The following is a 24,815-nucleotide window of genomic DNA, read 5'->3' as shown; positions in this document are numbered from 1 at the left end:
TTCGTGGAGCCGTTTTCGGGTACCAGCGCAGCTTTCCACGATGCCGGTGCCCTCGGCTTGTACGAATCTGTCAGCTCAGCCCTTTTCCTCGCCGGAGTGCATGAGCTGCGCGATTCCGTTGTGCACCCTGGCGAACGTGCTCGCGCTGACCCCCGTGTACCGCTTGAACGTCCGTGCGGCGTGCGCCTGGTCGTAGTAGCCGTGCAGGATGGCGAGCAGCGCCGCGGAGTTGCCTCCCGCCTCGTGCAGCAACCCGCCCGCGAAGTGGTAGTAGCGAAGGATGTCGCAGTAGCGCTTGGGACTCACTCCGATGTGCCTGGTGAACAACCGGTACAGCGACTGGTAGCCGATCCCCGCCCGCTCGGTCAGCTCGCTCACCGCGCATTGGCCCCGCGCCTCGTCGACGGCGCCGACCGCCGCGCGCAGCGCGTCGACGGTCGTCGCGGGCAGCGGCGTGATCCGTTGCCGCAGGAATTCGCACAGCAGGCCGGTTCTGCTCTGGTCGCCGGTTTCCGTCCGCAGCCGTGACAGCAGATCGGCCGTCGGTTCCTCGCCCCACCAGCCGGCGAGTGGACGGAACTCGTCGACCAGCCGCGTGCCCGGCAGCATCGCGGACAGTCCCCACGGGGTGAGCTGCGCTCCGACATGCAGGGAGTCACCTTCCTGCTCCAGCACGAACGGCCGGGTGGTCACGCCGAACACGACGTTGTCGTTGGGGTGGCCCGCTCCGGTCAGCGGATCGTGCCTGCGTCCAGGGTCCGCGAGGCTCAGCACCACGGTGGGTCTCCCGTTGGGGATCAGGATCTCCCGCTTGACCTCACCGGTCGCGCTCGCCTCGACGAGCCAGCCGTGTTCGATGTAGTCGCCCGCCCCTCGTGGCGCGGGGAATCGCACGTAACGCACGGCCCGAGCCTAACCGGGCGCCGGTTCACCGACCCGCCGGAGTCCATAGTAGACCAGGGAGGGCCGGCATCGGCGCACCCTCGCGGACCAGGCCGGCAACGGGGACAATGGGCGCATGCGCTATCTCGAACTGGGCGGGCACGACCGCCTCCCCGTGCTCGGGCAGGGAACCTGGCACATGGGCGAGCGCGAGCGGGAAAGGACCGCCGAGGTCTCCGCGCTGCGGCACGGGCTCGATCTCGGGCTCGGGCTCATCGACACCGCCGAGATGTACGGAGACGGGGGCGCCGAGGCCGTGGTCGGCGAGGCCATCGCGGGCCGCCGCGACGAGGTGTTCCTGGTCAGCAAGGTGTTGCCGCACAACGCGAGCGAGAACGGCACGATCACCGCGTGTGAACGCAGTCTCTCGCGGCTCCGCACCGGCCACATCGATCTCTACCTGTTGCACTGGCCTGGCCGCATCCCGCTCGGGGAAACACTGTCGGCGTTCGTCCGGCTACGCGAGGAAGGCAAGATCCGGCACTTCGGGGTGAGCAACTTCGACACCGGGGACATGAGCAGGCTGTGGTCAGCCCCGCACGGGCCGGAGTCCGCCGTCAACCAGGTGCTGTACAACCTCACGCGGCGTGGTCCCGAGTTCGAGCTGCTGCCGTGGTGCGGGCGCGAAGGCGTTCCGGTGATGGCCTACTCGCCGATCGAGCAGGGCAGGCTGCTGGCGGATCCGGTGCTGCGCGAGGTCGCGCTGCGGCACGAGGCGAGCCCTGCGCAGATCGCGATCGCGTGGGTGCTTTCCCGGCGCGGGGTCTGCGCGATCCCCAAGGCCGCGACCGCGGCGCACGTCGGGCAGAACGCCGCCGCGCTCGGTATCGAGTTGAGCGCGCGGGACATCGCCGAGCTCGACGACCGCTTTCCAGCGCCGAGGAGGGCGACCCCGCTGGAAATCCTCTGACCGCCGGTCAGCCCTGTTCCGTGCGCTCGACGGGAGTCTTCGCCTCGGCCAGCCCGGCACCGGTCGCCTCCTGGCAGCGATCTTCTTGCCCCGCCGCGACAGTTCGCGCGCCCGCGATCACGAGCAGCAGCCCAACGGCCAGCGCGCCGCGTAATCCACGCGCGCGCACCGTAGTGCCACAGAGAGCCCGTTCCCGGCGATTCATCGGTTTCGCTGCCGGATGTCATGCGGAAACACTCACTGGACCGCTGGATGTTTCCCGCGGACAGTGAAGGAGTGTCCCCGGCATCTCCCTCCGTTCCCGCGTCTCGCGTGTGGTTCGCACCATGGCCCGCGCGCTCCTGGCGGTGCGCTCCCGCTCCCTCCGAGGTGCGCGCCTTCCACACGGCGCTGCCCGGTTACGCCCCGACCCCGCTCACCGAGCTGCCCGGCCTCGCGAAGGAACTCGGGGTTGGCCGGGTCTTCGTCAAGGACGAATCGATGCGGCTCGGGCTTCCCGCTTTCAAGGCGCTCGGCGCGTACTGGGCGATCGAGAAGGTACTGCGCCAGCGAGGCGACGTGTCGTGCTTCGTCACCGCGACCGACGGCAACCACGGAAGGGCCGTCGCGCGCAGGGCCCGTCAGCTCGACAGGCGGGCACACGTGTTCGTCCCCGAGGCACTGTCACCGAAGGCCATCGCGGCGATCACGGCCGAAGACGCCGAGGTCACCACGGTGAGCGGCGACTACGACGAGGCGGTCAGGGCCGCCGCCCGCGCGGCGCTGTCGCCGGAGGCGGCGTCCGGCGACGGCAGCGCCCTCATCCAGGACACCGCGTGGCCGGGCTACGAAGAGGTCCCCCGCTGGATCGCCGAGGGCTACTCGACCCTGTTCGCCGAGATCGACACCCAGCTGGCCGCAGCGAGCGCCGAACCGGATCTCGTCGCGGTCCCGGTGGGTGTCGGCTCGCTCGCGCAGGCCGCGCTGAGCCACTACCGGGGCGGTGCTCACTCCCCCGCGCTGCTGGCCGTGGAACCGGACAGCGCGGCCTGCGTACTGGAAAGTCTCGTCGCCGGCGAGCCGGTCACCGTCGCCACCGGCACGACCGCCATGGCTGGACTCAACTGCGGCACCCCGTCAAGCCTCGCCTGGCCTTTGCTCAGCTCGGGGCTCGACGCCGTCGTCACCGTCACCGACGACATGGCCAGCGAGGCCGAGAGCGACCTCCGAAGGCTCGGCGTGCGCTCCGGCCCCTGCGGCGCGGCGACGCTCGCCGGCGCCAGGCGGGTGCTGAGCCGCGTACCGGCAGGTGAAGAGCGCGGTCTCGGCACCGGCTCCGACTCGACGGTCGTGCTGGTGAGCACGGACGGCGCCCCCGGCATGACCTAATGTTTCCGCATGCTGGATGTGCGCCGTCTGCGACTGCTGGACGAACTCGACCGCAGAGGCACGATCAACGCGGTCGCCGTCGCGCTGCACCTCGCCCCGTCCGGGGTGTCGCAACAACTCTCGCTGCTGGAGGCGGAAGCGGGCGTCGCCTTGCTCGAACGGGTGGGCCGCAACGTGCGGCTCACCGAGGCCGCCCGGGTGCTCGTCGGGCACACCAGGACCGTGCTCGCCCAGCTGGAGGAGGCGGAGTCCGACCTTGCCGGGTTCGCGGACCGGCCGAGAGGCACGGTCACGATCGCCTGCTTCCAGACCGCGGCGGTGACATTGCTGCCCCGCGCCCTGCGCGCGCTGGAGGAGCACGAACTGGTGCGGGTCGAGCTGCGGCAGGCCGAACCGGAGGTCGCGCTGCCCTCGCTGCTTGCCCACGACGTCGATCTGGTGGTCACCGAGGACTACCAGGACCGGCCGTCCGCGCCGGTGTCCGGATCCCACACCGAGCCGCTGTGCGCCGACCCGATGCTGCTCGCCCGTGGCGGCGGCCGGAGCGCCCAGGAGCCCGGTCCACCCACGTCGCTGGCCGCCGTGGCGGCGGCCAGCGACGACGCCTGGGTGCTGGAACCGGAGGGCACGGCGGCGAGGCGGTGGGCGGAGGCGCTGTGCGCGGCGGCGGGTTTCGAACCCGACGTCCGCTACGAGGCCACCGACATGTCGGTGCACCTCGCGCTCGTCCGTGCCAACGCGGCCACCGCGCTGCTTCCCTCGCTGATCAGCGCGGACGGCACGGACCGGATCGGCAGCGTCCGGCCGGTCGTGCTGCCGGGCCACGAACGGCTCATCTCCACCGTCGTACGCGAGGGCAGCCAGACGCATCCCGCGATCGTCGTGGTGCGCGAAGCACTGCGGTCCGCGGCGGCACACGTGAGCTGACCCGGCTGGAGCGGCCCCGCGCGCCGGTTTCGCGTGCCACCAAGGGGTTTACCCGCCGACCTAGGCTCACTGGATGACCTCGACCGGTGCCGTTTCCGTCCGAACGCTGCTCGACAACGAGGTGATCCGCGACGCGAAGGTCGTCGCGGGAGACCGAGGGCTTGAGCGGGTGGTGTCCAGGTTCAACGTCATGAGCGTGCCGCACGTGGCGAAGCTCGTGAAGCCGGACCAATTCCTGCTCGTGACCGGCTACCCGATGCCCCGTGACGCCGACGGCATCGCGCTGTTGCTCCGCGACCTCGACGCCGCCGGCATCGCCGCTGTCGGGGTCAAGTTCGACCAATGGCTGCCTTCGCTGCCGTCGCTGGTGAGGGACACCGCGGACGAACTCGGCATGCCGCTGCTGGTCGTTCCGGAGACGACCCCGTTCGACGACGTGCTGAGCAAAGGGCTCGCGCTCGTCAGCGAGCACGGCGAAGGCACGAAGGGCTTGCACGCGCGGCACGCGCGCATGCTGGAGATCGTCCTGCGCGGGCAGGGACTCGCCGACGTGGTCAGCGAACTCGCCGACGTACTCGGCGGAGCCGTGGCACTGTGCGACGAGACGGGGCTGCTGCTGGCCGGATCGCCTGGCGCCGCGGCCGAACTGGCGGCGCTCTCGCTGCTCGACGACACCGCGAGGCTGCGTGGTTCCCCCTCCGCCCACACGGGCGAAAAGTGGCTCAGCCATCCCGTCGAGGACGGCAGCGGGGTGCTGGGGCGCCTGCTGTTCGTCGGCGACACCGGCACCCCGCGCCTCGCCTTCCTCCTCGCGCTCGCCGCACAGGTCGCCGCGCTGCAACTGGCGAGGGAGCGCGACATCGTCGCGGTGCAACGGCGGTTCGCGACCACGGTGCTGCACGCGCTGCTGCGCGGCGGCGCGAACGAGGTCGAGGAAGCGGCGGGCTGGGCGCGGCGCTTCTCCTGGGACCTGGCCCGCCCCGTCAGCGTGGTGCTGGCGAGGCCGCTGACCGGAGGTCAGCATCTCGTGCGGCGGGCCGAACGCGCGTGGACGGCCTCGGCTGGCCGGGTCGACGGCACCGCGGCGTGCGGCGCGTTCGACGGCGAACTCGTCGCCGTACTCGGCGAGGGCGACGACCGGGTGCTTGAGGCAGCCGACGAGCTGCGGACGGCGATCACACACGCGACGCACGCCGGTTTCGCCGTCGGCGTGAGCAGAAGAGCCGACGGCCCCTCCGCGCTGCCCCAGCTCTACCGGCAGGCGCGGGTCGCGCTCGACAGGGCCGCCGCACTGGGCGAGGGCGGCATCGCCGCGATCGACACCCTCGGCGTCTTCCGGTTGTTCGGTCAGCTCCCCCGCCCGGAACTCGACACGTTCGTGACCGATCTGCTCTCCCCCGTGCTCTCGCTGCCCGAAGCCGAGCGCGAGGACATGGTCCACACGCTGCGGGTGTTCCTGCGCAAGCACGGCAATGTCGCGGAGTCGGCGAGGGCGTTGCATCTGCACTACAACACCCTGCGCTACCGCGTCGGCAAACTGGAGAAGCTGCTGGGCCCCTTCGGCAGCGATCCCGATCTCGCGCTCGACCTCGCGGTAGCGCTGCAAATCCACTCCGTCATGTCCGGGAGAGCATGATCTCGTTGGCAGGAGTCCACAACGAGGATTGTCTGTTGTCGACGAAGGCACTCGCGACAGCGACGGCTAGGTTTGAACGACGCGGAAAACCCGCTGAGGAAAGGAAAACATGACCACCACTCCGGCACAGGCCCCGCAGAGCACCGTCGCGCTCACGACCGACGTGGGCGAGGGGTTCGGGCAGTGGGTGATCGCCGACGACGCCACGCTGCTCGACACGGTGTCGGGCGCCAACGTCGCGTGTGGCTTCCACGCGGGCGACCCCGACATCATGCGGCGCACCTGTGAACACGCCGCCCGCAACGGCGTCTCCATCGGCGCGCAGGTCAGCTATCGCGACCTCGCCGGGTTCGGCCGCCGCTACCTCGCCGTGCCAGGCGACACCCTCACCAACGACCTGCTCTACCAGATCGGCGCGCTTGAGGCGTTCGCCAAGGCCGCCGGCACCACGGTCTCCTACGTCAGGGCACACGGCGCGCTCTACAACGTGGCCGCGACCAACGCCGAGCACGCCGCGGCCATCGTCGAGGCGACCCGCTTGTGGGATCCCAGCCTGCCCGTGCTCGCCCAGGAGGGAACACAGACGTGGAAGCTGGCCGGGGAAGCGGGAATCCGCGCCATCGCGGAGGCGTTCGTCGACCGCGCCTACACCAGTGACGGCCTGCTGCTGTCCCGCGCCGAGCCGGGCGCGCTGCTCGGCGACGGCGACGAGGCGGCGCGAAGGGCCGTGCGCATGGTCACCGAGGGAACGCTGCCCGCCGTCGACGGCTCGACGATCCCGGTGACGGCTCGCGCGCTGCTCGTGCATTCCGACACCCCAGGCGCGGTGGCGATGGCGCACAAGACGAGGGACGCGCTGATCGCGGCCGGGATCTCGATCGTTCCCGTTTCCGAGCTACGGGAATAGCCACACCCGGCACACCGACAAGCGCCGGTGGACCGGGTTCGCCGGTGGATTTCGGCACGACTGCTCTACCGCAACGACTGATCTCCCGCACGACGAGAGGCAGCATCCGCATGACAGTCACGTACGGCCTCGCCATCGAGAACTTCACCTCGGCCGAGGGCAATCCCAATTTCACCGGGCTCATCGACTACGCGCGCACCGCCGAACGACTCGGCTTCCGGTCGCTGTGGGCGTGGGACCATCTCTTCCTCGGCTCGAAACAGCCCTTCCCCTGTTTCGAGGCGCTGTCCACGCTCACGACGCTCGCCGCGCACACCTCGGACATCGAACTGGGAACCGGTGTGCTCGTCCTCCCCATCAGGGATCCCGCCCTGCTGGCCAAGACGGCGGCCACCTTACAGGCCACCTCTGGCGGCAGGCTCACCCTCGGCGTCGCCGCCGGGTGGTACGAAAGGGAGTTCGCCGCGACCGGTTCCCCATTCCGCTCACGGGGCAAGCGATTCGAGCGCAACCTCGACCTGTGCTACCGGTTGTGGACCGACGACGAGGTCACCGGGGAATGGGACGAGCTGAGCTTCCGCAGGGTGCGCATGCTGCCGAGGCCGTCGGCCCGCCCGAAGGTCCTCATCGGCGGCTACGTCGACAGGGTGCTGCGCAGGGTGGCGACGATGGGCGACGGCTGGCTCACCTACTTCTACCGGGCCGACGCCTTCGCTCGCTCGTGGAAACGGATCACCGAGCACGCCGAGGACGCCGGCCGCGACCCCGCCGAGCTGACCAACGTCGCCCAGTTGCCGATCTGCGTCGACTCCTCGTTCGAGGAGGCCGACCGCAAGGTCGGCCCGTTCCTCGCCGAGTACTTCGACAATCCGGAATGGAGTGACGCCACCCCGGAAAGCGCCATCAGGGGCACTCCCGAACAGTGCGCCGAACAACTGACCGAACACATCGAGGCGGGGGTGGCGCACATCGCGCTGGTGCCACATCGCTACCTGCCGGACCAGGTCGAGCGCATCGCGGCCGAGGTGCTTCCGCTGCTGCCCGGTGCCGCCGGGTCGCCGGTGACCGAGGCGGTGGCCAGGTGAGCGGGGCACGCGCCGACCTCGAAGCCCACCGCAGACCGATGCGGGACAAGGTGGTGAGCGCGGCGAGCGCCGTCCAACTCGTCGCCGACGGCGACCACGTCGCGATCGGAGGGACCAACTACTCCCGTACCCCGATGGCGCTGGTGTTCGCGCTGCTGCGCGGCAAGGCCAAGGGCTTGACGGTCTCCCGCCCACTCTCCTGTTTCGAGGCCGAACTGCTGCTGGTGACGGGAACGGCGAGCACGCTCATGACGAGCTGGGTCGGGATCGGCCACGGCTGGGGACTGGCCAGAGTCGTGCGTCACCACGTCGAACGGGGTCTCGCCGAATACCAGGAGTGGAGTCACCTCGCGATGGCGATGCGCTACCGCGCGGGCGCGATGGGCGTGCCGTTCCTGCCGACCCACACGATGCTCGGCTCCGACCTCGCGCTCGACACCGGCGCGCGCACCGTCGAATGCCCTTACACGGGAACCACGCTGCTCGCCGTTCCCGCGCTGCACCCCGATGTGACGTTCGTGCACGTCCACAGGGCCGACCGGTACGGAAACGCGCAGATCGACGGCTATCCCTTCCTCGACGTCGACATGGTGCACGCCGCCCGCAGGGTCGTGCTCAGCGCGGAGCGGATCGTGGAACCGGAGGAACTGCGGCAAGCGCCGAGGGAGACGCTCATCCCGCATTTCGCGGTCGACGCGGTCGTGCACGCACCGTTCGGTTGCTACCCGCACGAGTGCTACGGCGAGTACGAGGCCGACGCCGATCATGTCGCCGAGTACATGCGAGCCGTGCGCGGCGAGGGCGGTGCGAGCGCGGGAGAACTCGCCTGCGACGGCGCGCGCCGTTACGTCGCCGAACACGTGCTCGCGCACGAGGACTTCGGTGGTTTCGTCACGAGTGTCGAGCCGGCACGGCGCGATTCACTGCGCGAGCGGGCAAGGGAGTTGATGCCGCGATGATCAGCCCCGACGAGCTCATGACCGTCACGGCGAGCAGACTGCTCGCCGACGACAGGGTCGTCTTCGCCGGTATCGGCATCCCCACGGTGGCGTGCGCGCTGGCGAAACGCAGGCAGGCACCGGATCTCACGATCGTGCTCGAAGGCGGGATCGTCGGGCTGCGGCTGCGGCCGGGGCAGCTGCCCGACTCCACCAACGAAATGCGCGCCGCCGTCGACGTCGACCAGCTCACCGGCATCGCCGACGTGTTCCTTGCCGCACAACGCGGTTTCTTCGACTACGGGTTCCTCGGCTGCGCTCAGATCGACAAGTACGGCAACATCAACAGCAGTGTCATCGGCGACCGCGCGGCTCCGTCCGTGCGCCTTCCCGGTACGGGGGGCGCCAACGACATCGCGTCGCTGTGCACGGAAACTCTCGTGGTGACAAGGCACGAACCACGCAGGTTCGTCGAACGGGTCGACTACGTGACGACACCGGGATTTCTCGGCGGCGGCGACGGCAGAGCTGCCGCCGGTCTCGGATTCGGCGGCATCAGCACCGTGATCACCGATCTCGCGGTACTGGACTTCCACGAACGGACGAAACAGATGCGGGTGCGCGCCCTCCAGCCGGGCGTCAGTCTCCGCGAGGTCGAAAAGGCCACCGGTTTCGATCTGCTCGTCGCCGACGATCTCGGCACGCTGCCGGAACCGGAACCGGCGGAAATCGCCCTGCTGAGGGAACTGCACGGCACCAGCTGAGCGGGCACGAGTCGACAGCCCTCGCGATTGGACGGTCTACAGTGGACCGGCGATCGCGGGGGCTTCGTCACACCTCCGCGTGAACCCCGCCGTCGGCCAGGCTGCGAGGTGCCGCGGCGGACGGTATGAACGACGGGGAAGAGCCGGGTCCGGCACCGAGTTTCCGCCTCCGGCCACTCCGCGACGACACCGCCGGATTCACCTGCTCGCACCGACTTTTTCGCATCGGTCCCCGGCCACGAGTACCGACGAACACCGACGAGTACCGGAGGGTCACATGGCTGAGCGCACCACCGCGACGCGGCTGCTGACCGTGGAGGACGCGCACGCGATGAGGGCCACGACCGTCGCGACCCTGTCGCGACGGCACCTCAACGCGGGGGCGCTCAAACTGATGCGGCGGCTGGGCTTCGACCGGACCCTCGTCACGGGAGCCGACGGCCCCTACCTGTTCGACCAGCGCGGCCAGCGCATCCTCGATTTCCACGGCGGGTTCGGCGCGATGGCGCTCGGGCACAACCATCCACGCGTCATCGCCGCGCGCAGGCGATTCGCCGAGGAGTCGAGGCACGAGCAGGCGATGCTGTTTCCCTCCCAGTACGCGGCGGCGCTGGCCGCCAACCTGGCCGCCATCGCGCCGGGCGAACTGGACGTCGTGTGCAACTCGCCTGCACGGGCAGCGAAGCGGTGGAGAACGCGCTGCGGCTCGCGCAGCACGCGCAAGGACGCAGGCGCAGGGGCGTCGCCTACGCGACGAACTCGTTCCACGGCAAGACCCGTGGCGCGCTGTCGGTCACCGACTCACCGTTGTGCAGGGCGACGGTGCGGCTGCCGCAGGGCGGGGTCAGGGTGCCCTTCGGTGACGTCGCCGCGCTCGCCGGCCTGCTCCGCCGCGACCGGAGCATCGGAACCGTGATACTCGAACCCGTCCAGGGCGGCGCGGGGATCGTGGTCCCGCCTCCCGGATATCTCGCCGCCGTCAGGCAGCTGTGCGACAAGCACGACGTTCTCTGGATCGCCGACGAAGTGCAGTCCGGTTGCGGGCGCACCGGCAGGTTCTTCGCCTTCGAGCACGAGGACGTGGTGCCCGACATCGTCACGCTGGCCAAGTCGCTCGGCGGTGGAAAAGCCGCGATCGCGGCGACCATCTGCACCAGGGCCGTCGCCAGGCGCGCGCACAGGGGAAGCGCCGCGCTGCACCACACTCCCGGCACGTTCGCGGGCACCGGTGAGGCGTGCGCGACCGCGATCACCGCCCTCAACGTGCTCTACGACGAGGGACTGCTCGACAACGCGCGGATCATCGGCGCCTACCTCACCGGCGAACTGGAGGCGCTGGCGCGCCGCCACCCCGGTCTCATCGCCGAGGTCAGAGGAAAGGGCCTGATGATCGGGCTGGAGTTCACCGGGGCCGCCCGCGCGGGCCTGCGCGCGCTCGGCCCGGTCGCCTCGGCCATGGACAGGGCGCTTCCCGGCGGCCTCGCCGTCGCCGTCGGCAGCCTGCTCAAGTCGGAGCACTCGGTGCTGGTCGGATTCACCGACTACAACCGCAACGTCCTCCGCCTGCAACCACCGCTCGGCATCGAGCACAAGCACGTGGACCAGCTCGTCGCCGCGCTCGACGACCTGCTGAGCCGGGGCGCGCTGCGACTCGGCGCCGACTTCCTCAGAACCGGCAGGGCGCCGAGGGCACCCGGCGGCGCCTGCGACGCGCCGGGCACTCCCGGCGCCCACCGGCCGCGCACCCCCGAACGGACGGGCAGCGAACAGCGCGCGCCGGGCGCGCCATTCAGCGGCGAGCGGGTGCGACGCCGGGCAGCTCACCCCGGTGCGCGAGCTGCCGCACCCTGATCCTGGACAGCCCGAACGCGCGGAGGTACCCGCGTGGCCTCCCGTCGACGCCATCGCGGTTGCGGACCCGCACGGGGCAGGCGTCCCTCGGCAGCGCGGCCAGCGCCGCCCTCGCGGCCGCCCGCTCCCCCTCGTCCGCCAGCGGTGAGCGCGCACGCGCCCTCAGCTCCGCCCGCCGCGCGGCGAACCTGGCGACGAGCAGCTCACGCCGCCTGTTGCGCGCGATCACCGAAGCCCTCGCCATCAGCGCTCCTCCCTGAACTCCACGTGTGCGCGCACGACCGGGTCGTACTTGCGCAGTACCAGGCGATCGGGATCGTTCCGGCGGTTCTTGCGGGTCACGTAGGTGTAACCGGTACCGGCGGTCGAGCGCAGCTTGACGATCGGACGCAGTTCGTTACGTGCCATGTCAGAACCTCTCCCCTCGCGCGGCGAGGCGCGCGACGACCGCGTCGATCCCCTGCTTGTCGATGGTCTTGATGCCTTTCGCCGACACGGTCAGCCGCACCCAGCGGCCCATACTGGGCACCCAGTACCGCCGCGACTGGACGTTGACGCCCCATCGCCGCGACGTCCTCATTCCCGAATGCGACACCTGTTTCCCGAACCCGGGCCCACTGCCCGTGACCTGACACACCGCGGACACGCGATCTCCCTTGTTGATATTGGTTATCGTTTTCATTTAGAGTAGCCGACCGTGACCGACACGCACCGCGTACCCCTCGTCCTCATCGGCGGACTCGCCACCGAAGCGGCCCGGTTGCTGGCCGACCGGTTCCACGCCGCTGATCGCCACACCGCGGTCGTCCACCACGACCTGCGCGACATCGCCGCCGGATTCGTGTCACGACACCTGCGATGCGGCCCGAGGGAAGCGCTCACCACCGTCGCGCTCGCGCACGGGTGCGCCTCCTGCACGCTGAGGGACGACCTGCTGCCCCTGTTGCGGGAGCTCGCCGGAAGGCCGGAGGTGAACCGGATCGTCGTCCGGCTCGACGAGGCGCTGGAGCCGGAACCGATATGCAGGGCACTCGGCGAGGTCCTCGTCGACGGCCGTCCGGTGAGCACCGACGTCGAGGTCGAAGCCGTCGTCACGGCCATCGACGTCGCGACCTGGCTCGGGGACGCGACCGGCGAGGACACCATGGCCGAGCGCGGGTGCGACGGCGACGACCGCACCGTCGCCCAGGTCGCACTGGCGCAGGCCGAGTTCGCCGACATTCTCGCCGTCTCCGGCGACGCGACGGACGCGTGGTCGGCGGCGAAGACGGGCGCCGTGCTGGAGCGGATCGCCCCGCTCGCCGCGATTCTCGAACTGTCGGCCATCGACCCGCTGGCACTCTCCGGTTTCGTCTCCGGCGAGGCGTACCGGGGCAGACCCCGCGATCCACACGCGGCGCTACTGCGGGGAGCGCCGCCGCTGCACACCGACTGCGGCGTCACGATCGTCCCGTTCGCCTCGGCTCGCCCGTTTCATCCACACCGGCTCCACGACGCGCTGGAGATTTTGCTCGACGGCGTCGTGCGGACGAGAGGAAGGGCGTGGGTGGCGGGGCGGCCCGACATCACGCTGTGGATCGAATCGGCGGGAGGCGGGCTCGGGATCGGGCACGCGGGCGGCTGGCTCGATGCACCGGAAGGACCGGCGTGGGCGGAGGTCTCTCCGGAGCGAAGGACACTCGCCTCGCTGCGCTGGCATCCGGTCTTCGGCGACAGGGCACAGGAACTGGTGATCGTCGCCGACGCCGCGGATCCGGCCACCATCACCGAGGCACTGGAGCACGCGCTGCTGACCGACGAGGAGATCGCCGAGCGCGGCACGGTGATCACCGGGCGGCACAAGACCGGGTAAGCCCGGTGCGCGACGGCATCCGCCGAGGTCACGGGGCGGCCGGATCAGCACGGCGCGGGGTTGCCCGGACCCCCACCGGCGCCGCGTCACGATCGGGTAACCTCGCTGCGGCTCCCCACTTCCCGGCAGGCACGGCCCGGCGAACGCGGCCCCGAAACCTCCGCCTGCCGAACGTGCCACACCTCGTCACCGCGAACAGGAGGCTCGGCGCGAGGAGCCACTGACCGCCGCGCCGTGAATGGAGGACAGCCGTGACAACCGCCGTTGCGGCGCCTCGGCACGGCGACCTGCGGACGACCGAGCACAGTCTCAACAGGGCCTTCCAGCGCTACGCGGTGTGGGTCAGGGTGCTGGTCGTCCTACCGTGCGCCGGAATCGGGGTCATGGTGACCCCCGATCCGTATCTCCCCGCCGCGATCGCGGTGGGCGCGCTGGCGCTGATCTGGTGCGGGTTCAGTCTCCGCTGGCTCCGACAGCGGCCGCCGGAGCCGGTCGTCGCTGCCGCCGCCGCGCTCGTCGTGCTGGTCGCCGGGCTCACCCAGCAATGGACAGGGCCGGATTCCTTCAACGGCTGGGCATTCGCGATCGCCTCCATCACCGCCATCGGCATCCAGTACGAGCTGCCGAACCGGCCGTGGCTCGCGCTCGCGGTCTCGGTCACCGCCGCCATCGCCTACACGGCCGGCACCGCGCTGCCCTCCACGAAGCCGGACGACCTGCTGCTCGGTGTGCGACTGCTCGCCGAGACGGGACTGTCCCGCCTGGCCTACGTCGTCATCAGATCGCGCGCGCGAGCCGCGGACCGCAGTATCGCGCGAGCGGCCGAACAGCGCAAAGCCGCGAGTGTCGCCGCCGCGCGAAGGGCAGCCGAACGGGAGTATCTGGCGACGCTGCACGACACCGCGAGCGCGACCCTGCTCATGGTGTCGCTCGGGGTCGCCGGGACGAACGAGCGGAGCAGGGCCTGGCTACCCGAGCGCGCGGGCAAGGACGTAGCCATCCTCACCGCACTGACCTCGGCACCGGCCGAGCGGGGGCCAGCCACGCTCGGCAGCCCCGGCGCCGAGGTCGACCTCGTCGCACTGCTCGCCGACGCGATCGAGCATCCCGCGCTGGCGGTCGAGCACCGGCTCCCCCCTTCACTTCTGCTGCCCGCGACGCCGGGGCTCGCCATCGCGCACGGCGTCGCTGAGGCGATCAGCAACGTCGCGAGACACGCCTCCGTGCGGACCGCGACACTGCGCGTCGACAGCATCGTCGGTGGCCACGGTGGCGGGCTCGTCGTCGAACTGGCCGACGAGGGCCGGGGTTTCGACCCCAATGCAGTCGCGGAGCACCGGCGCGGGCTCGCCGGTTCCATCGTCGGCAGGATGGCGGCGGCAGGCGGCAGCGCCGAGATCGAATCCGCGCCGGGCGAGGGCACGACCGTCCGCTGGAGCTGGCATGGCTGAACCGGCGGCCCTGCCCGCCCCGAGCACGGGCAGCGGCAGTGACAACCTCCGCGGGAGGGACCAGCGCGCGGAACCCGGAGTCGCCGAGCGCACCCGCGACCGGCTGCTGAGGGGAACGCGGATCGCGATCCTGCTCGTCGCGCTCACCGTGCAGTTCGTCATGTGCCTGCCCCGGCTCATCGCGAACAGCGAGGCACACCGGCCGTGGTGGCCGGAACTCGTCGCCTTCGGGATGCTGACGGCGGTGGCGATGGGCACGATCTACGTGATCGCGGCCGACAAGAATGTGTGCGGAAAGCGCAACACCTCGATGGCGGTGGTCTGCCTGCTCGCCGGTGTTCTCGCCTCGGTCGCGATCCCCTCGGACTGGCTGATCTCCGCGCCGGACTGGTCGTTCGGGCTCATCGGCTGGTACGGCCTCGCGTTGTTGTTCGACCTTCCACTGAGGGCAATGGGCGCCTTTCTCGTGTTGCACGTGCTGATCAGCGCGGGCGAGGTGGTGCTGAAGGGCATTCCGCACAGCGCGGCGCTCGCCGCGATGGCGATGGCCGCGGTGTCGGTGTGCGGTTTCCAGTTCGCCGTCGGGCTCACCACCCACCTGTTGCGCAGGACAGCCGTTGTCGCGGCTGAGGCCGCCGCGCAGGAGGAGCGCCTGCGCACGGAAGAGGCGGTCGCCGACTACACGCACAGGGACTATCAAGCTCGCTACGCGACGCTCGCGGGCACGACGGTGCCGCTGCTGCGCGGCCTCGCGGACGGGACCCGCGATCCCGATGATCCGCACACCCGGCGCGCCTGCGCCGTCGAGGCCGCGCGGATGCGGCAGCTCTTCGCGGAAAGCGACGACGTCGCCGACCGGCTGGTGCACGAGCTGAGAGCGGGCATCGACGTGGCCGAACGGCACGGGGTCTCGGTGCATCTCGCGGTGCGCGGCGCGGTGAGGGAGATACCGAAACCGGCACGGCACGAACTGGTCGGCGTCGCGTCCGCGGTGCTGACCGCCGCGGGGTCGGCCGCACGTGCCACAGTGGTCCGGACCAGTAGCACGGTGAGGGTGAGCGTCGTCGCGGACGCGCCAGGCGACACGACCGAGGCGCTCGCGCCGGCGGAGCACGTCGACGTCAGTGTCACGATCAAGGACGGGAAGTTGTGGGTGGAGGCGCGATGGCCGAGATAACGGTGACGGTGGTCGACGACCATCCCGCCATCGTCGTCGGCGTCGAGCACTGGTATGCCTCGGCGCCACGGCCGATCAGGGTGGTCGCGGCTGGAGCGACCGCGAAGGCGGCCTGGCTGCCGCCGGGGGACACGGCCGACGTCGTGGTGTTCGACTTGCAGTTGTCCAGCAGAGGCGTCCCGGCTTACGGGGACCTGCGCAGGCTGGTCGACGCGGGCCGCCGAGTCATCGTGTACACGATGCGCGACGACGAGCAGGCCGCGCTCACCTGCCTCGACATCGGCGCGTTCACCTACCTCACCAAGACCGAGGGCGCCGACCACCTCGTCGCCGCCACCATCGCGGCCGGTGAGGACCGGCCGTACACGCCGCCCGCGCTGGCCGGTGCGCTGAGTGCCAACACCCGCTCGGACCGGCCGCAGCTCTCGGCGAGGGAAGAGGAGGTGCTTGTCGAATGGTTCCAGTGCGAGTCACGCGACCTCGTCGCGCAGCGCCTCAACATCTCGGCCAAGACGGTCACCACCTACCTCGACCGGGTCCGGCTCAAGTACGCCAACGTCGGCCGCCCGGCCAGGAGCAAGGCCGCGCTCGTCGCCCGCGCCATCCAGGACGGGCTCGTCCAGGTCGACGACCTGTAGCGCTCATCGCACGGCGTTGAGCGCCCTCGGCTTCGGCAGCAGTTCGCCGGCGACGGCGCGTTGCAGGCAGGGCAACCGGTAGCGGCGCAGGCTGAGCTGCTCGACGAGGTTGAGCGAGACGAGGCCGTTCAGCAGCGTGTGCGCCTTGCCCTGGCCCACGGCGAGCAGGGCAGCGGCGTCGTCGAGGCCGAATTCGGCTTCCGCGTGCTGTGCGAGCTTTCCCAGCAACGTCGCCTCACCCGGACCGAGAAGCTGGTGTGCTCTGCCGAGGGTTCCGCGGATGCTCGCCGAGTCGTCGTCGCCGGTTTCCAGCAACGCCAGCCTGCTCCGCTCGTCCCGCAATTCCACCGCGAGCCCGGCAGGGGTCAGCGAGGGGACCCTGGCAAGCTGTTCGACGGCGATCCGCAGCGCGAGTGGCAGCCCTGCGCACAACTCCACCAGTTCCTCGATCTCGCCGCGGCGCGCGCCGGTGACCGCCGGGCCGCCGAGCGCGGTGACGAGCTGGACTCCCTCGTCCGGATCGAGCCTGCCAAGCGTCAGCCTGCTGGCTCCCTCCCTCGCGACGAGTCCCCTGAGCTGCCGCTGGCTCGTGACGACCGCGAGGCTGCCGCTGGCGGGAAGCAGATGCCTGACCTGCTCGGCATCGTGCGCGTTGTCGAGCAGCACCAGCATCGGCCGCGCCGCCGTGAGCTCGGTGAACATCGCCGAGCGACCGGAAAGTCCCCTCGGCAGTTCGGCTTCGCCGACCCCTGCCCCTTGCAGCAGCCTCGCCAGCGCCTCCCGCACCCCGAGCGGTGGCCGCGAATGAAAACCACGCAGATTGACCCGCACCGGTCCACCGGGAAACTTCCCGGCGGCCGAGGCTGCCCAGTACCTCGCGAGCGCGGTCTTCCCGACACCGGCAGGCCCGTCGACGACGATGATCCCCGGCCGGTGCCGCGAATCCAGCAACGCGTCCAGCGCGGCGAGACAGCGCCGCCTCCCGACGAGTTCGGGCCGAGGCGCCGCCGCACCGTCGTCGCCGGTCTCCCCCGGTTGCCGCCCTCTGGGTGGCTGGGACGGCGGGGACGGCACACCGGGCTCGGCGATGTCCGGCTCGCCGCCGTCGTCGGCCGCGGTGAGAATGCGGTGGTACAGCGAGCGCAGCGAGGCCGAGGGTTCGACCCCGAGCTGGTCGGCGAGCAACCTGCGCACCTCGTCGTACCTCAGCAGCGCCTCCGCGCTCCGGCCACCGAGATGCAGGGCGAGAATGTGCCGCCGCCACAGGCTTTCCCTGAACGGGTACTCGGCCAGCAGTACTCGCAACTCGACGGCCACCGCGTCGAAAGCGGCCTTGCCACCGCGCTCGATGAGCAGGTCGGCCCTGCGCTCGACGGCCCGCAACCACTCCTCGGTCAGACCGGACGCCGTCTCGACCACCCACGGCAGCGGCTGCAAACCGGCGAGGGGTTTTCCCCGCCACAGCGCCAATGCCTCGTCGAGCGCGGCCAGCTCGTTTCCCTCACCCGAGGTGGCACGCGCCCACAGCGCCCGGAAGCCGTGCAGATCGGTGCCTGCCTCCTCGACGGCGAGCAGGTAACCGCCGGGCCGGGCCTCGATGAGCCGTGCCGCGCCGTCCTCGCCGCCCGCGCCCGGCTCGCGCAGCCTGGCCCGCAGCCGCTTGATATAGGCACGCAGCGTCGTCCTCGCACCGGGCGGGACCTCCTCGCCCCACACGTGGTCGATCAGTTCCTCGGTGCTGACGAACTGACCGGCGCGCAAGGCGAGCGCGGCGAGCAGCAGGTGGAGTCTCCCTCTCGGAATCGGCACCTGCTTGCCCCCGACACGTACATCGAGATCGCCAAGAATGCCAATAGAAACCCGGTCCACCTTCGTCCTCTCACGCCTCGCCTCACCGTCACCGGAGACGCCACACCTCTTTTACTGACAGCGACGCTATCCAGCGCGCGAGGAGGGCCGTGTCGGTCATTCGGCCGACAAAACGAGCGGACTTAACGACGATTCCGGACAGAAGGACCACTGAGAGTGGACCGGGCACGCTGGACTCAGAGGCGGCTCGCCCACTCGGCGACGACGGAGAAGTACTGCCGCGCGTTGGGCGCGTAGTTGATGGCGTGCCCGTAGCCGTCGAGGACGTAGGTCTCCAGCCTCGCCTCCGGCGAGAAGTACGGTGCCTCCGAAGCCCGCAGCGCCTCGGCCGAGGAACAATCGCTGCCCAGCGGCGCGCCGCAGAAGTGCTCGTCGCCGTCACCGACGACGAGCAGCACCGGCACGTCGATCCGCTTCGTCGCCGGGATGACCACGTTGGTCATCAGAATCGTGTCGACGGCCTCCGTCGCGGCGAAGACATCCTTCGTGGACTCGTCGTAGGCGATCGCGCCGTCGTCCTCCGGCCCCGGGGAGTGGAACGCGTCGTAGCGCGTGCCGGGTGCCGTCGTGAGATAGCCGAGGTCGAGTCCCCTGCTCCGGAGAACGGGGTCGAGCGGGGCCGGAATCATGTTGGCCAGCACCGGGATCACCGTCAGATAGTTCATCCGGTGGGTCATGTCCGTGACGACGACACCGTCGACGTCGTGGTAGTTGCCCGCCTCGATCATCGCCATCGCCGCGCCGATCGAATGGCCGCCGACGACGACCTCGTCGAATCTCGGCCGCAGCGTCCGTATCACCTGATGAGCGGCACTGGCCTGGGCCGACGCGGTCACCAGCGCGCTGAGCGGTTTCGAACTCCGCCCGGTTCCCAGCCGGTCGAGCGCCAGCGTCGCGATTCCCGCCTCGTTCATCGCGAGCCGGTAGGAGCGAAGCGACGGTTCGTACCCGATGTCCCAGTACGAGCTGTCGTAGGTGCCGCCGGGAATGAGCACCTGGACCTGTGTCGCCCCTGCGGGCACACACAGCCTGCCGTACATGGCCTGCGCCGTACCGGCGACGGTCACGGGGGTCCGCAGGTCCTCGCACGTCGCCGCCGGACCTGCCCCCGCGGGGCCGGGCGCGACGACGAGAGTGAGACCGAGCGCCGCGCCGACAACGGCACCAAGCCGACGAAAACGGCTGTGCACGAAACTACCTCCACTGTTTCTCACTGTTCGCGGGGCGTCCGCGGCGTCACCGTCATCAGCAGCCCGTCCGGGTAAGCGGCGGAGGTGAATTTCATCTTCACCGGTTTTCCGGGAACGGGCACCAGCCACCATTTCGCGGCCACGGTCGCCAGCGTGATGATGATTTCGGTCCTCGCGAAAACGTTGCCCACGCATTGCCGGGTTCCTGCCCCGAACGGAATGAAAGCCCCTTTGGGAATATCCTTCGCGCGAGCGGGCGACCACCGGTCGGGGTCGAAACGATGCGGGTCCTCGTAGGAATCCGGATCGAAATGAAGCGCGTGTGGACTCACGATAACCTCAGCGCCTTCCGGAATGCGCACGCCCCCGAGTTCGACATCGGTCAGCGCGCGCCGCATGAGAATCCACACCGGATACATGCGCAGTACCTCGTCCACGACTCGCGCGGTGTAGGTCAATCGCGGAATGTCGGCGAACGTCACCGGCCCTTCCAGCACCTCGTCCAGTTCCGCGTGCAATTTCCTTTCCACGTCCGGATGCGCGGCGACCTCGTGGAAAACCCAGGCCAGCGCCAGCGCCGTCGTCTCGATTCCCGCCGTCAGCAGGGTGAGCACCTCGTCGTAGACCTGCCGGTCGGTCATTCCGGCGCCGGTGTCCTCGTGCTGCGCGAGCAACAGCATCGACAGCACGTCGCCGTGATCGGCTCCACCTTCGCGAGAATCGGCGATGACCTCCATGCCGATCGCGCGCATACGCGCGATCGCCTCGTCGAATTCCCTGTTGGCACGCAACGGAAGCCGCTCAACGATGCCCGGCGACAGCGCCCGCGCCATCCCCTGTTTGATCACCAGGAAGATCGACCTGCGCGCCTCGGCGATGGCCCGCTTTCCGATATCGGTGGAGAACAGCGCCTCGCCGACGATCGTGACCGCGAGAGCCTGCATGTCCTCCTCGACGGCCCGCACCTCACCGGCTCGCCACGAATCGGTCAGTTCGGTCGCCGCCGACACCATCGTCGTCGCGTACCGCGCGATCCGGTCGCGGTGGAACGCGGGCTGGATCAGCCTGCGCTGCCGAAGGTGGAACTTCCCGTTCGACAGCAGCAGCCCGTTTCCGAGATATGGCGCGAACTTGTCGAACATGGCGCCCTTGCTGAAACTTCCGCCCTTGGCGACAAGGACCTCATGGGTCAGCGAAGGGCTGGTGACGACATGCACGCGCATCGGGCCGAGGAAGATCGTCACGATGTCGCCGTGTTCGCGCAGCGCCGAGGTGAACGCGAACCGGCGGCGCAGCATCGCGGGAGTATGCCCCAGCAAAGGCCAGCGGCCCGGCGCCACCGGAGCGGACATCTCTACTCCGTTCGACGCCGAATGGGACGACAAATATAGGCCCGTCTGGCGGAAGTGCGCAGTAGACCGTTCGGGTGGGATACAAGGCGTTCCACCGAAGGCCACCGCCCCTTGGCCCAGCCGCTAAGCTCGTCCCCTTCGCCGACGAAGAGGTGTTTCCCGTGACCGAAGATCACGCCTGGATTCCCGACGGAGTCGACATCTCCGTGCCCAGCATGGCCCGCACCTACGACTATCTGCTCGGTGGCGGCCACAATTTCGCCGTCGACAGGGAGATCGGCGACAAGATCGAGAGGGTGATGCCGGGATTGCGGCACGCCGCACGCGTCAACAGGGCTTTTCTCGCCAGGGCCGTGCGTTTCATGATGGACAGCGGGATCAGGCAATTCCTCGATATCGGGTCGGGAATCCCGACCGTGGCCAACGTGCACGAGGTCGCGCAGGGACGCGACCCGGAGTGCAGAGTGCTCTACGTCGACCGCGATCCGGTCGCGGTCGCGCACAGCGAACTGATCCTCACCGGAAACGAAAGGGCGGCCGTCCTCAACGCGGACATGCGCGAACCGGAGGCCATATTCGCCAGCTCCGCCGCGCGGAATCTGCTCGATCTCGACGAACCGGTCGGCCTGTTGATGTTGCTGATGCTGCACTGGATTCCCGACGATTCGGATCCGGCAGGTCTCATGAAACGGTATCTGGCACCCCTCGCGAGCGGTTCTCAGCTCGCGATGACCCACGTGTCGGCCGACCATCAGGGCGACAACCTCACCGAGGCGACCGACGTCATCAAAAAGAGCAAGAGCCCTGATCAGGTCAATGCCCGCGGCCATGCCGAAATAACCGCGTTGTTCGCCGGGTTCGAACTCGTCGAGCCCGGACTCGTCGGCTGCGGAGAATGGCGGCCACGCGGGCCCGCGGACATATCCGATAAACCCGACATGAACATGCTCGTTTACGGGGGCGTGGGCCGAAAACCCTGACAAAACGCATCCGCCACATGATTCTGACGGCCTTGCATCAAGGTGTCATTCATGGGCCGAACGATTGTCAAAACCCGGACCGTGGTTTCACTCCGTCAGGTGAGCGGCGGCCGTCGTCGTGTGGGTAAGATTCCGCCGGTCATTTCCAATCCAAACCTTCACGGCAGGGTCATGTGAATGCCGAACCCACCCAGAGATCGGGCGGGCGCACCCGGATATCCGGATGACTCCCGCGACGAGACACTGCTGGCCCGCAAATGGGTCTACCAGCTCAGCGGACACGTCGTCGTGTCCTTGGAAGGCGAGGTTTTCGGCGACCAGCTCAGAAGCCTGCTCGCCGAATTGTGCGCCGCGATCGAAAAGGGACCGGCGAACACGGAGGCGGCGGCCTTGGTCGGCGAACGCCTCGTCGATCTCGGCTACGTCGGCGAGGCGGGGTTGCGCTGCACGATCGACACGCTCGGCAAAGGACTGCCCTCGCTGGCCCGGTTCCAGCCCGCCGAGCGGTTCGCGGAGCGGATCATCCTCGGGCTCGGCTCGCTGGCTTCCGGCTTCGTCACGGCCAGCCTGCGCGCGACACTCGCGCAGCAGGACCACATGCAGCGCACGCTGGTCAAGGCGGTCCGGGACGCGCGAAGCAACCTTGAGCGAAGCGAAGCCCGGTTCGACGAGGTCGCAAGGTCCTCGTCGAGCGGCATTCTGGACATCGGGCTGGACGAGCGGATCGTGCGCCACAACGACGGCGTGCGCGATCCTGGAATACTCGCCCGCTCAGCTTTCCCAGCTCTGCCTCGGCGACATCACGCACCCCGGCTCACTCCAAGACTTGCGCGAAGACCTCGCGGATTTGCTGAAGCACGAGGGTGAGCGCATCACCCGGCCGTTGCGCCTGCTGCGCGGGGAAGGCGACGCCGCCGACATCTCGCTGGCCCTGTCCGTGCTGCGCGACGCGGACGGCCGGCCCTATCGGTTCAGCGCGGTCTTCGAAGACGGCACCGAACTGACCCTGCTGCGCAACGAACTGAGCAGGCAGGCCCTGCACGACGCCCTGACCGGCCTTCCCAACCGGCAGTTCTTCACCACCCACCTCGAAGGCGTGCTGCCCGGTGCCGATCTCGGCGTCACCGTGTTCCTGTTCGACATCGACGAATTCAGCCTCGTCCGCACCGGACTCGGTGGCCCGGCGGCGGAACGAGTCCTCGTGCACGTCGCGGGGCAGCTGGAGAACGCGTTCGCCGGCCACGAAGCCATGGTCGCCCGGCTTGACGCCGACGAGTTCGGCGTCGTGATCGAGAACTCCGCGACGCCACCGGATCCGGGCGCCCTCATCGCGGAGGTCCACAGGGAACTGGCCGAACCGCTCTTCGTCGGTGACGACGGCATCGCGATCTCGGTCAGCGCGGGCGTCGCGGGAACGCGCGCGCCCTCGGCCGGTCCCGACGCGATACTCCGCGACGCCGGATTGGCCCTGCGCAGGGCCAAAGCGCGGGGCAAGGGCCAATGGGCCGCCGCCGACCAGGACAGGGACACGCGAGACAGGCAAGCGCACGCGCTGGCTGCCGGTTTGCCCGGAGCCTGGGAGAACGGCCAGCTGTCCGTGCGCTACCAGCCGTGGGTGCGGTTGACCGACTTCCGGACCGTCGGCGTCGAAGCGCGGTTGTCGTGGGACCACCCCGCCCTCGGCACCATCGGGCACGACCGGTGTTCGGCGCTGGCGGAGCAGACCGGTTTCATTCTCCCGCTCGGCGAGGCGGTGTGGCGCGTCGCGATGGGCCAGGTCGTGTGGTGGCAACAGAGCGGCGACCCGGAACTCATGCTCTCGATCGGGCTGACCGCGCACCAGGCACTGGACTCCGGCCTCGTCGCCAGGATTCAGCAGGCCAGGCAGGAATCCGGGCTCACTCCACGGCGGCTCACGGTGGGCTTTCCCGCTCGCGCGCTACAACTGCACGATGCGGTCGTGAACTTGACCGCACTCGCGGACGCGGGAATCCGGGCCGGGATCGACGGCGGCGATCTCGGCCCGGCCGACATCGCCGCCGCGCAGGACCTTCCCGTGCGGAGCATGCGCGTCGACAAACGGCTCGTCGAACGCGCGAGCGGCGACGATTCGACGGGATTGCACACGCTCGTGCCGCTGGCCCACAAGGCGGGAGCGAGTGTGACCGTCGACGGTGTCACCACCGCTCGGCAGGCTGCTTGGTGGCGGGACGCCGGAGCCGACACGGCGACCGGTGAACTGTTCGGCGCGCCCTGCCCGCCCTGTGACATCACCGGAAGGCTGCGCTCCTGACGCCGAGTTCCGCCGCGAGCGAGTTGCCTGTTCCCGGCTTAGGCTTGCTTCACCGGAAGAAGGGAGCCGAGGTGATTCGCGTACTGCTCGCCGAGGACATCCTGGTGCGAGGAAACAGCCTCGCCGACTCGCTGGAGCCGGAGACCGACATCGACGTGGTGGCCTCGGTGACCGACGGCGCCGCCGACGTGGTGGCCACCGCGACCGCCGGCAAGCCCGACGTGGCCGTCATCGACATCACCATGCCCGGCCTGGCGGGGCTACCGCTGGCGGTGCGGCTGCACCGCGCCCTTCCCCAGTGCCGCACGCTGGTCGTCACCACGGACGGGAGGCCCGCCAACCTCGGCCGCGACGCCGACGAACACGTGAGCGGTTTCGTACCGCGCGACGCGCGAGGAAGGGAACTCGCCGAGGCGATCCGCGCGGCGGCGGCAGGCCGCAAAGTGGTCGGGTACCGGCTGGCCTATTCGACGGTGAACGTCGAGTCCAATCCGCTCACCCGCCACGAGATCGAGGTACTCCGGCAGGTCGCCGAGGGAACCTCCGCACGCGCCATGGCCAAGCGGCTCCGGCTCTCCCGAGGGGTCGTCAGGGATCTGCTGGCCTCGTCGGTCGCGAAGCTGGAAGCCCACGACCCGGCCGGAGCGACCAGGATCGCGGCCGCCGAGGGCTGGCTGTGACCGCC

25 protein-coding genes and 1 pseudogene are annotated in these 24,815 nt (G+C 69.8%); 18 read left to right on the top strand and 8 right to left on the bottom strand.

Annotated elements, in window-relative coordinates:
- Positions 1–75: 75 nt before the first annotated feature.
- Positions 76–903, bottom strand: a complete 828-nt coding sequence (locus BAY61_RS14830; protein ID WP_091798414.1) for an AraC family transcriptional regulator — start codon at positions 901–903, stop codon at positions 76–78.
- A gap of 115 nt (positions 904–1,018) precedes the next feature.
- Here BAY61_RS14830 and BAY61_RS14825 point away from each other — a divergent pair, with 115 nt between their 5' ends.
- Positions 1,019–1,852, top strand: coding sequence for an aldo/keto reductase (locus BAY61_RS14825; RefSeq protein ID WP_091798411.1), 834 nt, complete (start codon positions 1,019–1,021; stop codon positions 1,850–1,852).
- A 7-nt stretch (positions 1,853–1,859) separates the two neighbouring features.
- On the opposite strand, the gene BAY61_RS32895 is transcribed toward BAY61_RS14825, so the two are convergent.
- Entirely contained in the window at positions 1,860–2,021 is a 162-nt protein-coding gene (locus BAY61_RS32895) for a hypothetical protein (protein ID WP_170140000.1), read from the bottom strand.
- A gap of 107 nt (positions 2,022–2,128) precedes the next feature.
- Between BAY61_RS32895 and BAY61_RS14820 the strand changes: the two genes are divergently transcribed.
- The 9 genes and pseudogenes from BAY61_RS14820 (at position 2,129) to BAY61_RS14785 (ending at position 11,328) form a co-directional block, all read left to right on the top strand.
- A complete protein-coding gene (locus BAY61_RS14820) occupies positions 2,129–3,220 on the top strand; it encodes a pyridoxal-phosphate dependent enzyme (protein ID WP_245866113.1) in 1,092 nt (363 codons plus the stop codon).
- A 9-nt stretch (positions 3,221–3,229) separates the two neighbouring features.
- Positions 3,230–4,147, top strand: a complete 918-nt coding sequence (locus tag BAY61_RS14815; protein WP_091798407.1) for a LysR family transcriptional regulator — start codon at positions 3,230–3,232, stop codon at positions 4,145–4,147.
- Between the two features lie 73 nt (positions 4,148–4,220).
- The gene (locus tag BAY61_RS14810; RefSeq protein ID WP_091798404.1) at positions 4,221–5,783 is read left to right on the top strand and encodes a PucR family transcriptional regulator; all 1,563 of its coding nucleotides are present in this window, start codon (positions 4,221–4,223) and stop codon (positions 5,781–5,783) included.
- Positions 5,784–5,892: 109 nt separating this feature from the next.
- Positions 5,893–6,690: a LamB/YcsF family protein gene (locus BAY61_RS14805; RefSeq protein WP_091798401.1), complete on the top strand. Its 798-nt coding sequence runs from the start codon at positions 5,893–5,895 to the stop codon at positions 6,688–6,690.
- A 110-nt stretch (positions 6,691–6,800) separates the two neighbouring features.
- On the top strand, positions 6,801–7,775 hold the full coding sequence (locus BAY61_RS14800) for an LLM class flavin-dependent oxidoreductase (protein ID WP_091798398.1): 975 nt from the start codon (positions 6,801–6,803) through the stop codon (positions 7,773–7,775).
- Entirely contained in the window at positions 7,772–8,734 is a 963-nt protein-coding gene (locus BAY61_RS14795; protein ID WP_245866112.1) for a CoA transferase subunit A, read from the top strand. Before BAY61_RS14800 ends, BAY61_RS14795 begins: the two co-directional genes overlap by 4 nt.
- Positions 8,731–9,477, top strand: coding sequence for a CoA-transferase subunit beta (locus tag BAY61_RS14790; RefSeq protein WP_245866111.1), 747 nt, complete (start codon positions 8,731–8,733; stop codon positions 9,475–9,477). Before BAY61_RS14795 ends, BAY61_RS14790 begins: the two co-directional genes overlap by 4 nt.
- 277 nt (positions 9,478–9,754) lie before the next feature.
- Positions 9,755–10,147, top strand: a pseudogene (locus tag BAY61_RS33540) (aminotransferase class III-fold pyridoxal phosphate-dependent enzyme); the annotation flags it as partial.
- Between the two features lie 17 nt (positions 10,148–10,164).
- Positions 10,165–11,328: an aspartate aminotransferase family protein gene (locus BAY61_RS14785; RefSeq protein ID WP_218128578.1), complete on the top strand. Its 1,164-nt coding sequence runs from the start codon at positions 10,165–10,167 to the stop codon at positions 11,326–11,328.
- Here BAY61_RS14785 and rpsN read toward each other — a convergent pair.
- From rpsN to rpmB, 3 genes are read right to left on the bottom strand one after another with little or no spacing between them, the layout of a single operon-like run.
- Positions 11,267–11,572: a 30S ribosomal protein S14 gene (gene rpsN / locus BAY61_RS14780; RefSeq protein WP_091798395.1), complete on the bottom strand. Its 306-nt coding sequence runs from the start codon at positions 11,570–11,572 to the stop codon at positions 11,267–11,269. The genes BAY61_RS14785 and rpsN overlap by 62 nt on opposite strands.
- The gene (rpmG, locus tag BAY61_RS14775) at positions 11,572–11,736 is read right to left on the bottom strand and encodes a 50S ribosomal protein L33 (RefSeq protein ID WP_091798392.1); all 165 of its coding nucleotides are present in this window, start codon (positions 11,734–11,736) and stop codon (positions 11,572–11,574) included. The genes rpsN and rpmG overlap by 1 nt, the downstream gene beginning before the upstream one ends.
- Position 11,737: 1 nt before the next feature.
- Positions 11,738–11,974 (bottom strand): 50S ribosomal protein L28, encoded by a 237-nt coding sequence (rpmB, locus tag BAY61_RS14770; RefSeq protein ID WP_091798389.1) that lies wholly within the window; start codon positions 11,972–11,974, stop codon positions 11,738–11,740.
- 51 nt (positions 11,975–12,025) lie between these two features.
- Here rpmB and mrf point away from each other — a divergent pair, with 51 nt between their 5' ends.
- The 4 genes from mrf (at position 12,026) to BAY61_RS14750 (ending at position 16,446) form a co-directional block, all read left to right on the top strand.
- Positions 12,026–13,180 carry a ribosome hibernation factor-recruiting GTPase MRF gene (gene mrf, locus BAY61_RS14765; RefSeq protein ID WP_091798386.1) on the top strand — a complete coding sequence of 385 codons (1,155 nt, stop codon included), beginning with the start codon at positions 12,026–12,028 and terminating at the stop codon, positions 13,178–13,180.
- Between the two features lie 251 nt (positions 13,181–13,431).
- Positions 13,432–14,631, top strand: a complete 1,200-nt coding sequence (locus BAY61_RS14760) for a sensor histidine kinase (RefSeq protein WP_091798384.1) — start codon at positions 13,432–13,434, stop codon at positions 14,629–14,631.
- Positions 14,624–15,808 carry a hypothetical protein gene (locus tag BAY61_RS14755; RefSeq protein WP_091798381.1) on the top strand — a complete coding sequence of 395 codons (1,185 nt, stop codon included), beginning with the start codon at positions 14,624–14,626 and terminating at the stop codon, positions 15,806–15,808. Before BAY61_RS14760 ends, BAY61_RS14755 begins: the two co-directional genes overlap by 8 nt.
- Positions 15,796–16,446, top strand: coding sequence for a response regulator (locus BAY61_RS14750; protein ID WP_170140001.1), 651 nt, complete (start codon positions 15,796–15,798; stop codon positions 16,444–16,446). Before BAY61_RS14755 ends, BAY61_RS14750 begins: the two co-directional genes overlap by 13 nt.
- 3 nt (positions 16,447–16,449) lie before the next feature.
- Here BAY61_RS14750 and BAY61_RS14745 read toward each other — a convergent pair whose 3' ends face one another.
- The 3 genes from BAY61_RS14745 to BAY61_RS14735 form a co-directional block, all read right to left on the bottom strand.
- Complete coding sequence (locus BAY61_RS14745; protein ID WP_170140002.1) at positions 16,450–18,255, bottom strand: AfsR/SARP family transcriptional regulator; 1,806 nt, start codon at positions 18,253–18,255, stop codon at positions 16,450–16,452.
- A 236-nt stretch (positions 18,256–18,491) separates the two neighbouring features.
- On the bottom strand, positions 18,492–19,505 hold the full coding sequence (locus tag BAY61_RS14740) for an alpha/beta hydrolase (RefSeq protein ID WP_245866110.1): 1,014 nt from the start codon (positions 19,503–19,505) through the stop codon (positions 18,492–18,494).
- Positions 19,506–19,525: 20 nt separating this feature from the next.
- Entirely contained in the window at positions 19,526–20,857 is a 1,332-nt protein-coding gene (locus BAY61_RS14735) for a cytochrome P450 (RefSeq protein WP_091798371.1), read from the bottom strand.
- Positions 20,858–21,018: 161 nt separating this feature from the next.
- Here BAY61_RS14735 and BAY61_RS14730 point away from each other — a divergent pair, with 161 nt between their 5' ends.
- The 4 genes from BAY61_RS14730 (at position 21,019) to BAY61_RS14720 (ending at position 24,810) form a co-directional block, all read left to right on the top strand.
- The gene (locus BAY61_RS14730; RefSeq protein ID WP_091799015.1) at positions 21,019–21,837 is read left to right on the top strand and encodes an SAM-dependent methyltransferase; all 819 of its coding nucleotides are present in this window, start codon (positions 21,019–21,021) and stop codon (positions 21,835–21,837) included.
- Positions 21,838–22,014: 177 nt separating this feature from the next.
- Positions 22,015–22,704 (top strand): hypothetical protein, encoded by a 690-nt coding sequence (locus BAY61_RS32890; RefSeq protein ID WP_170140003.1) that lies wholly within the window; start codon positions 22,015–22,017, stop codon positions 22,702–22,704.
- Positions 22,664–24,130, top strand: coding sequence for a putative bifunctional diguanylate cyclase/phosphodiesterase (locus BAY61_RS14725; protein WP_170140004.1), 1,467 nt, complete (start codon positions 22,664–22,666; stop codon positions 24,128–24,130). Before BAY61_RS32890 ends, BAY61_RS14725 begins: the two co-directional genes overlap by 41 nt.
- A gap of 71 nt (positions 24,131–24,201) precedes the next feature.
- On the top strand, positions 24,202–24,810 hold the full coding sequence (locus BAY61_RS14720; RefSeq protein WP_091799013.1) for a response regulator transcription factor: 609 nt from the start codon (positions 24,202–24,204) through the stop codon (positions 24,808–24,810).
- Positions 24,811–24,815 lie beyond the last annotated feature (5 nt).

The sequence above is a fragment of the Prauserella marina genome (assembly GCF_002240355.1).
GTDB lineage: Bacteria > Actinomycetota > Actinomycetes > Mycobacteriales > Pseudonocardiaceae > Prauserella_A > Prauserella_A marina.
Note: the sequence above shows the minus strand (reverse complement) of the source record. Positions and strands in the feature narration are given on the sequence as shown.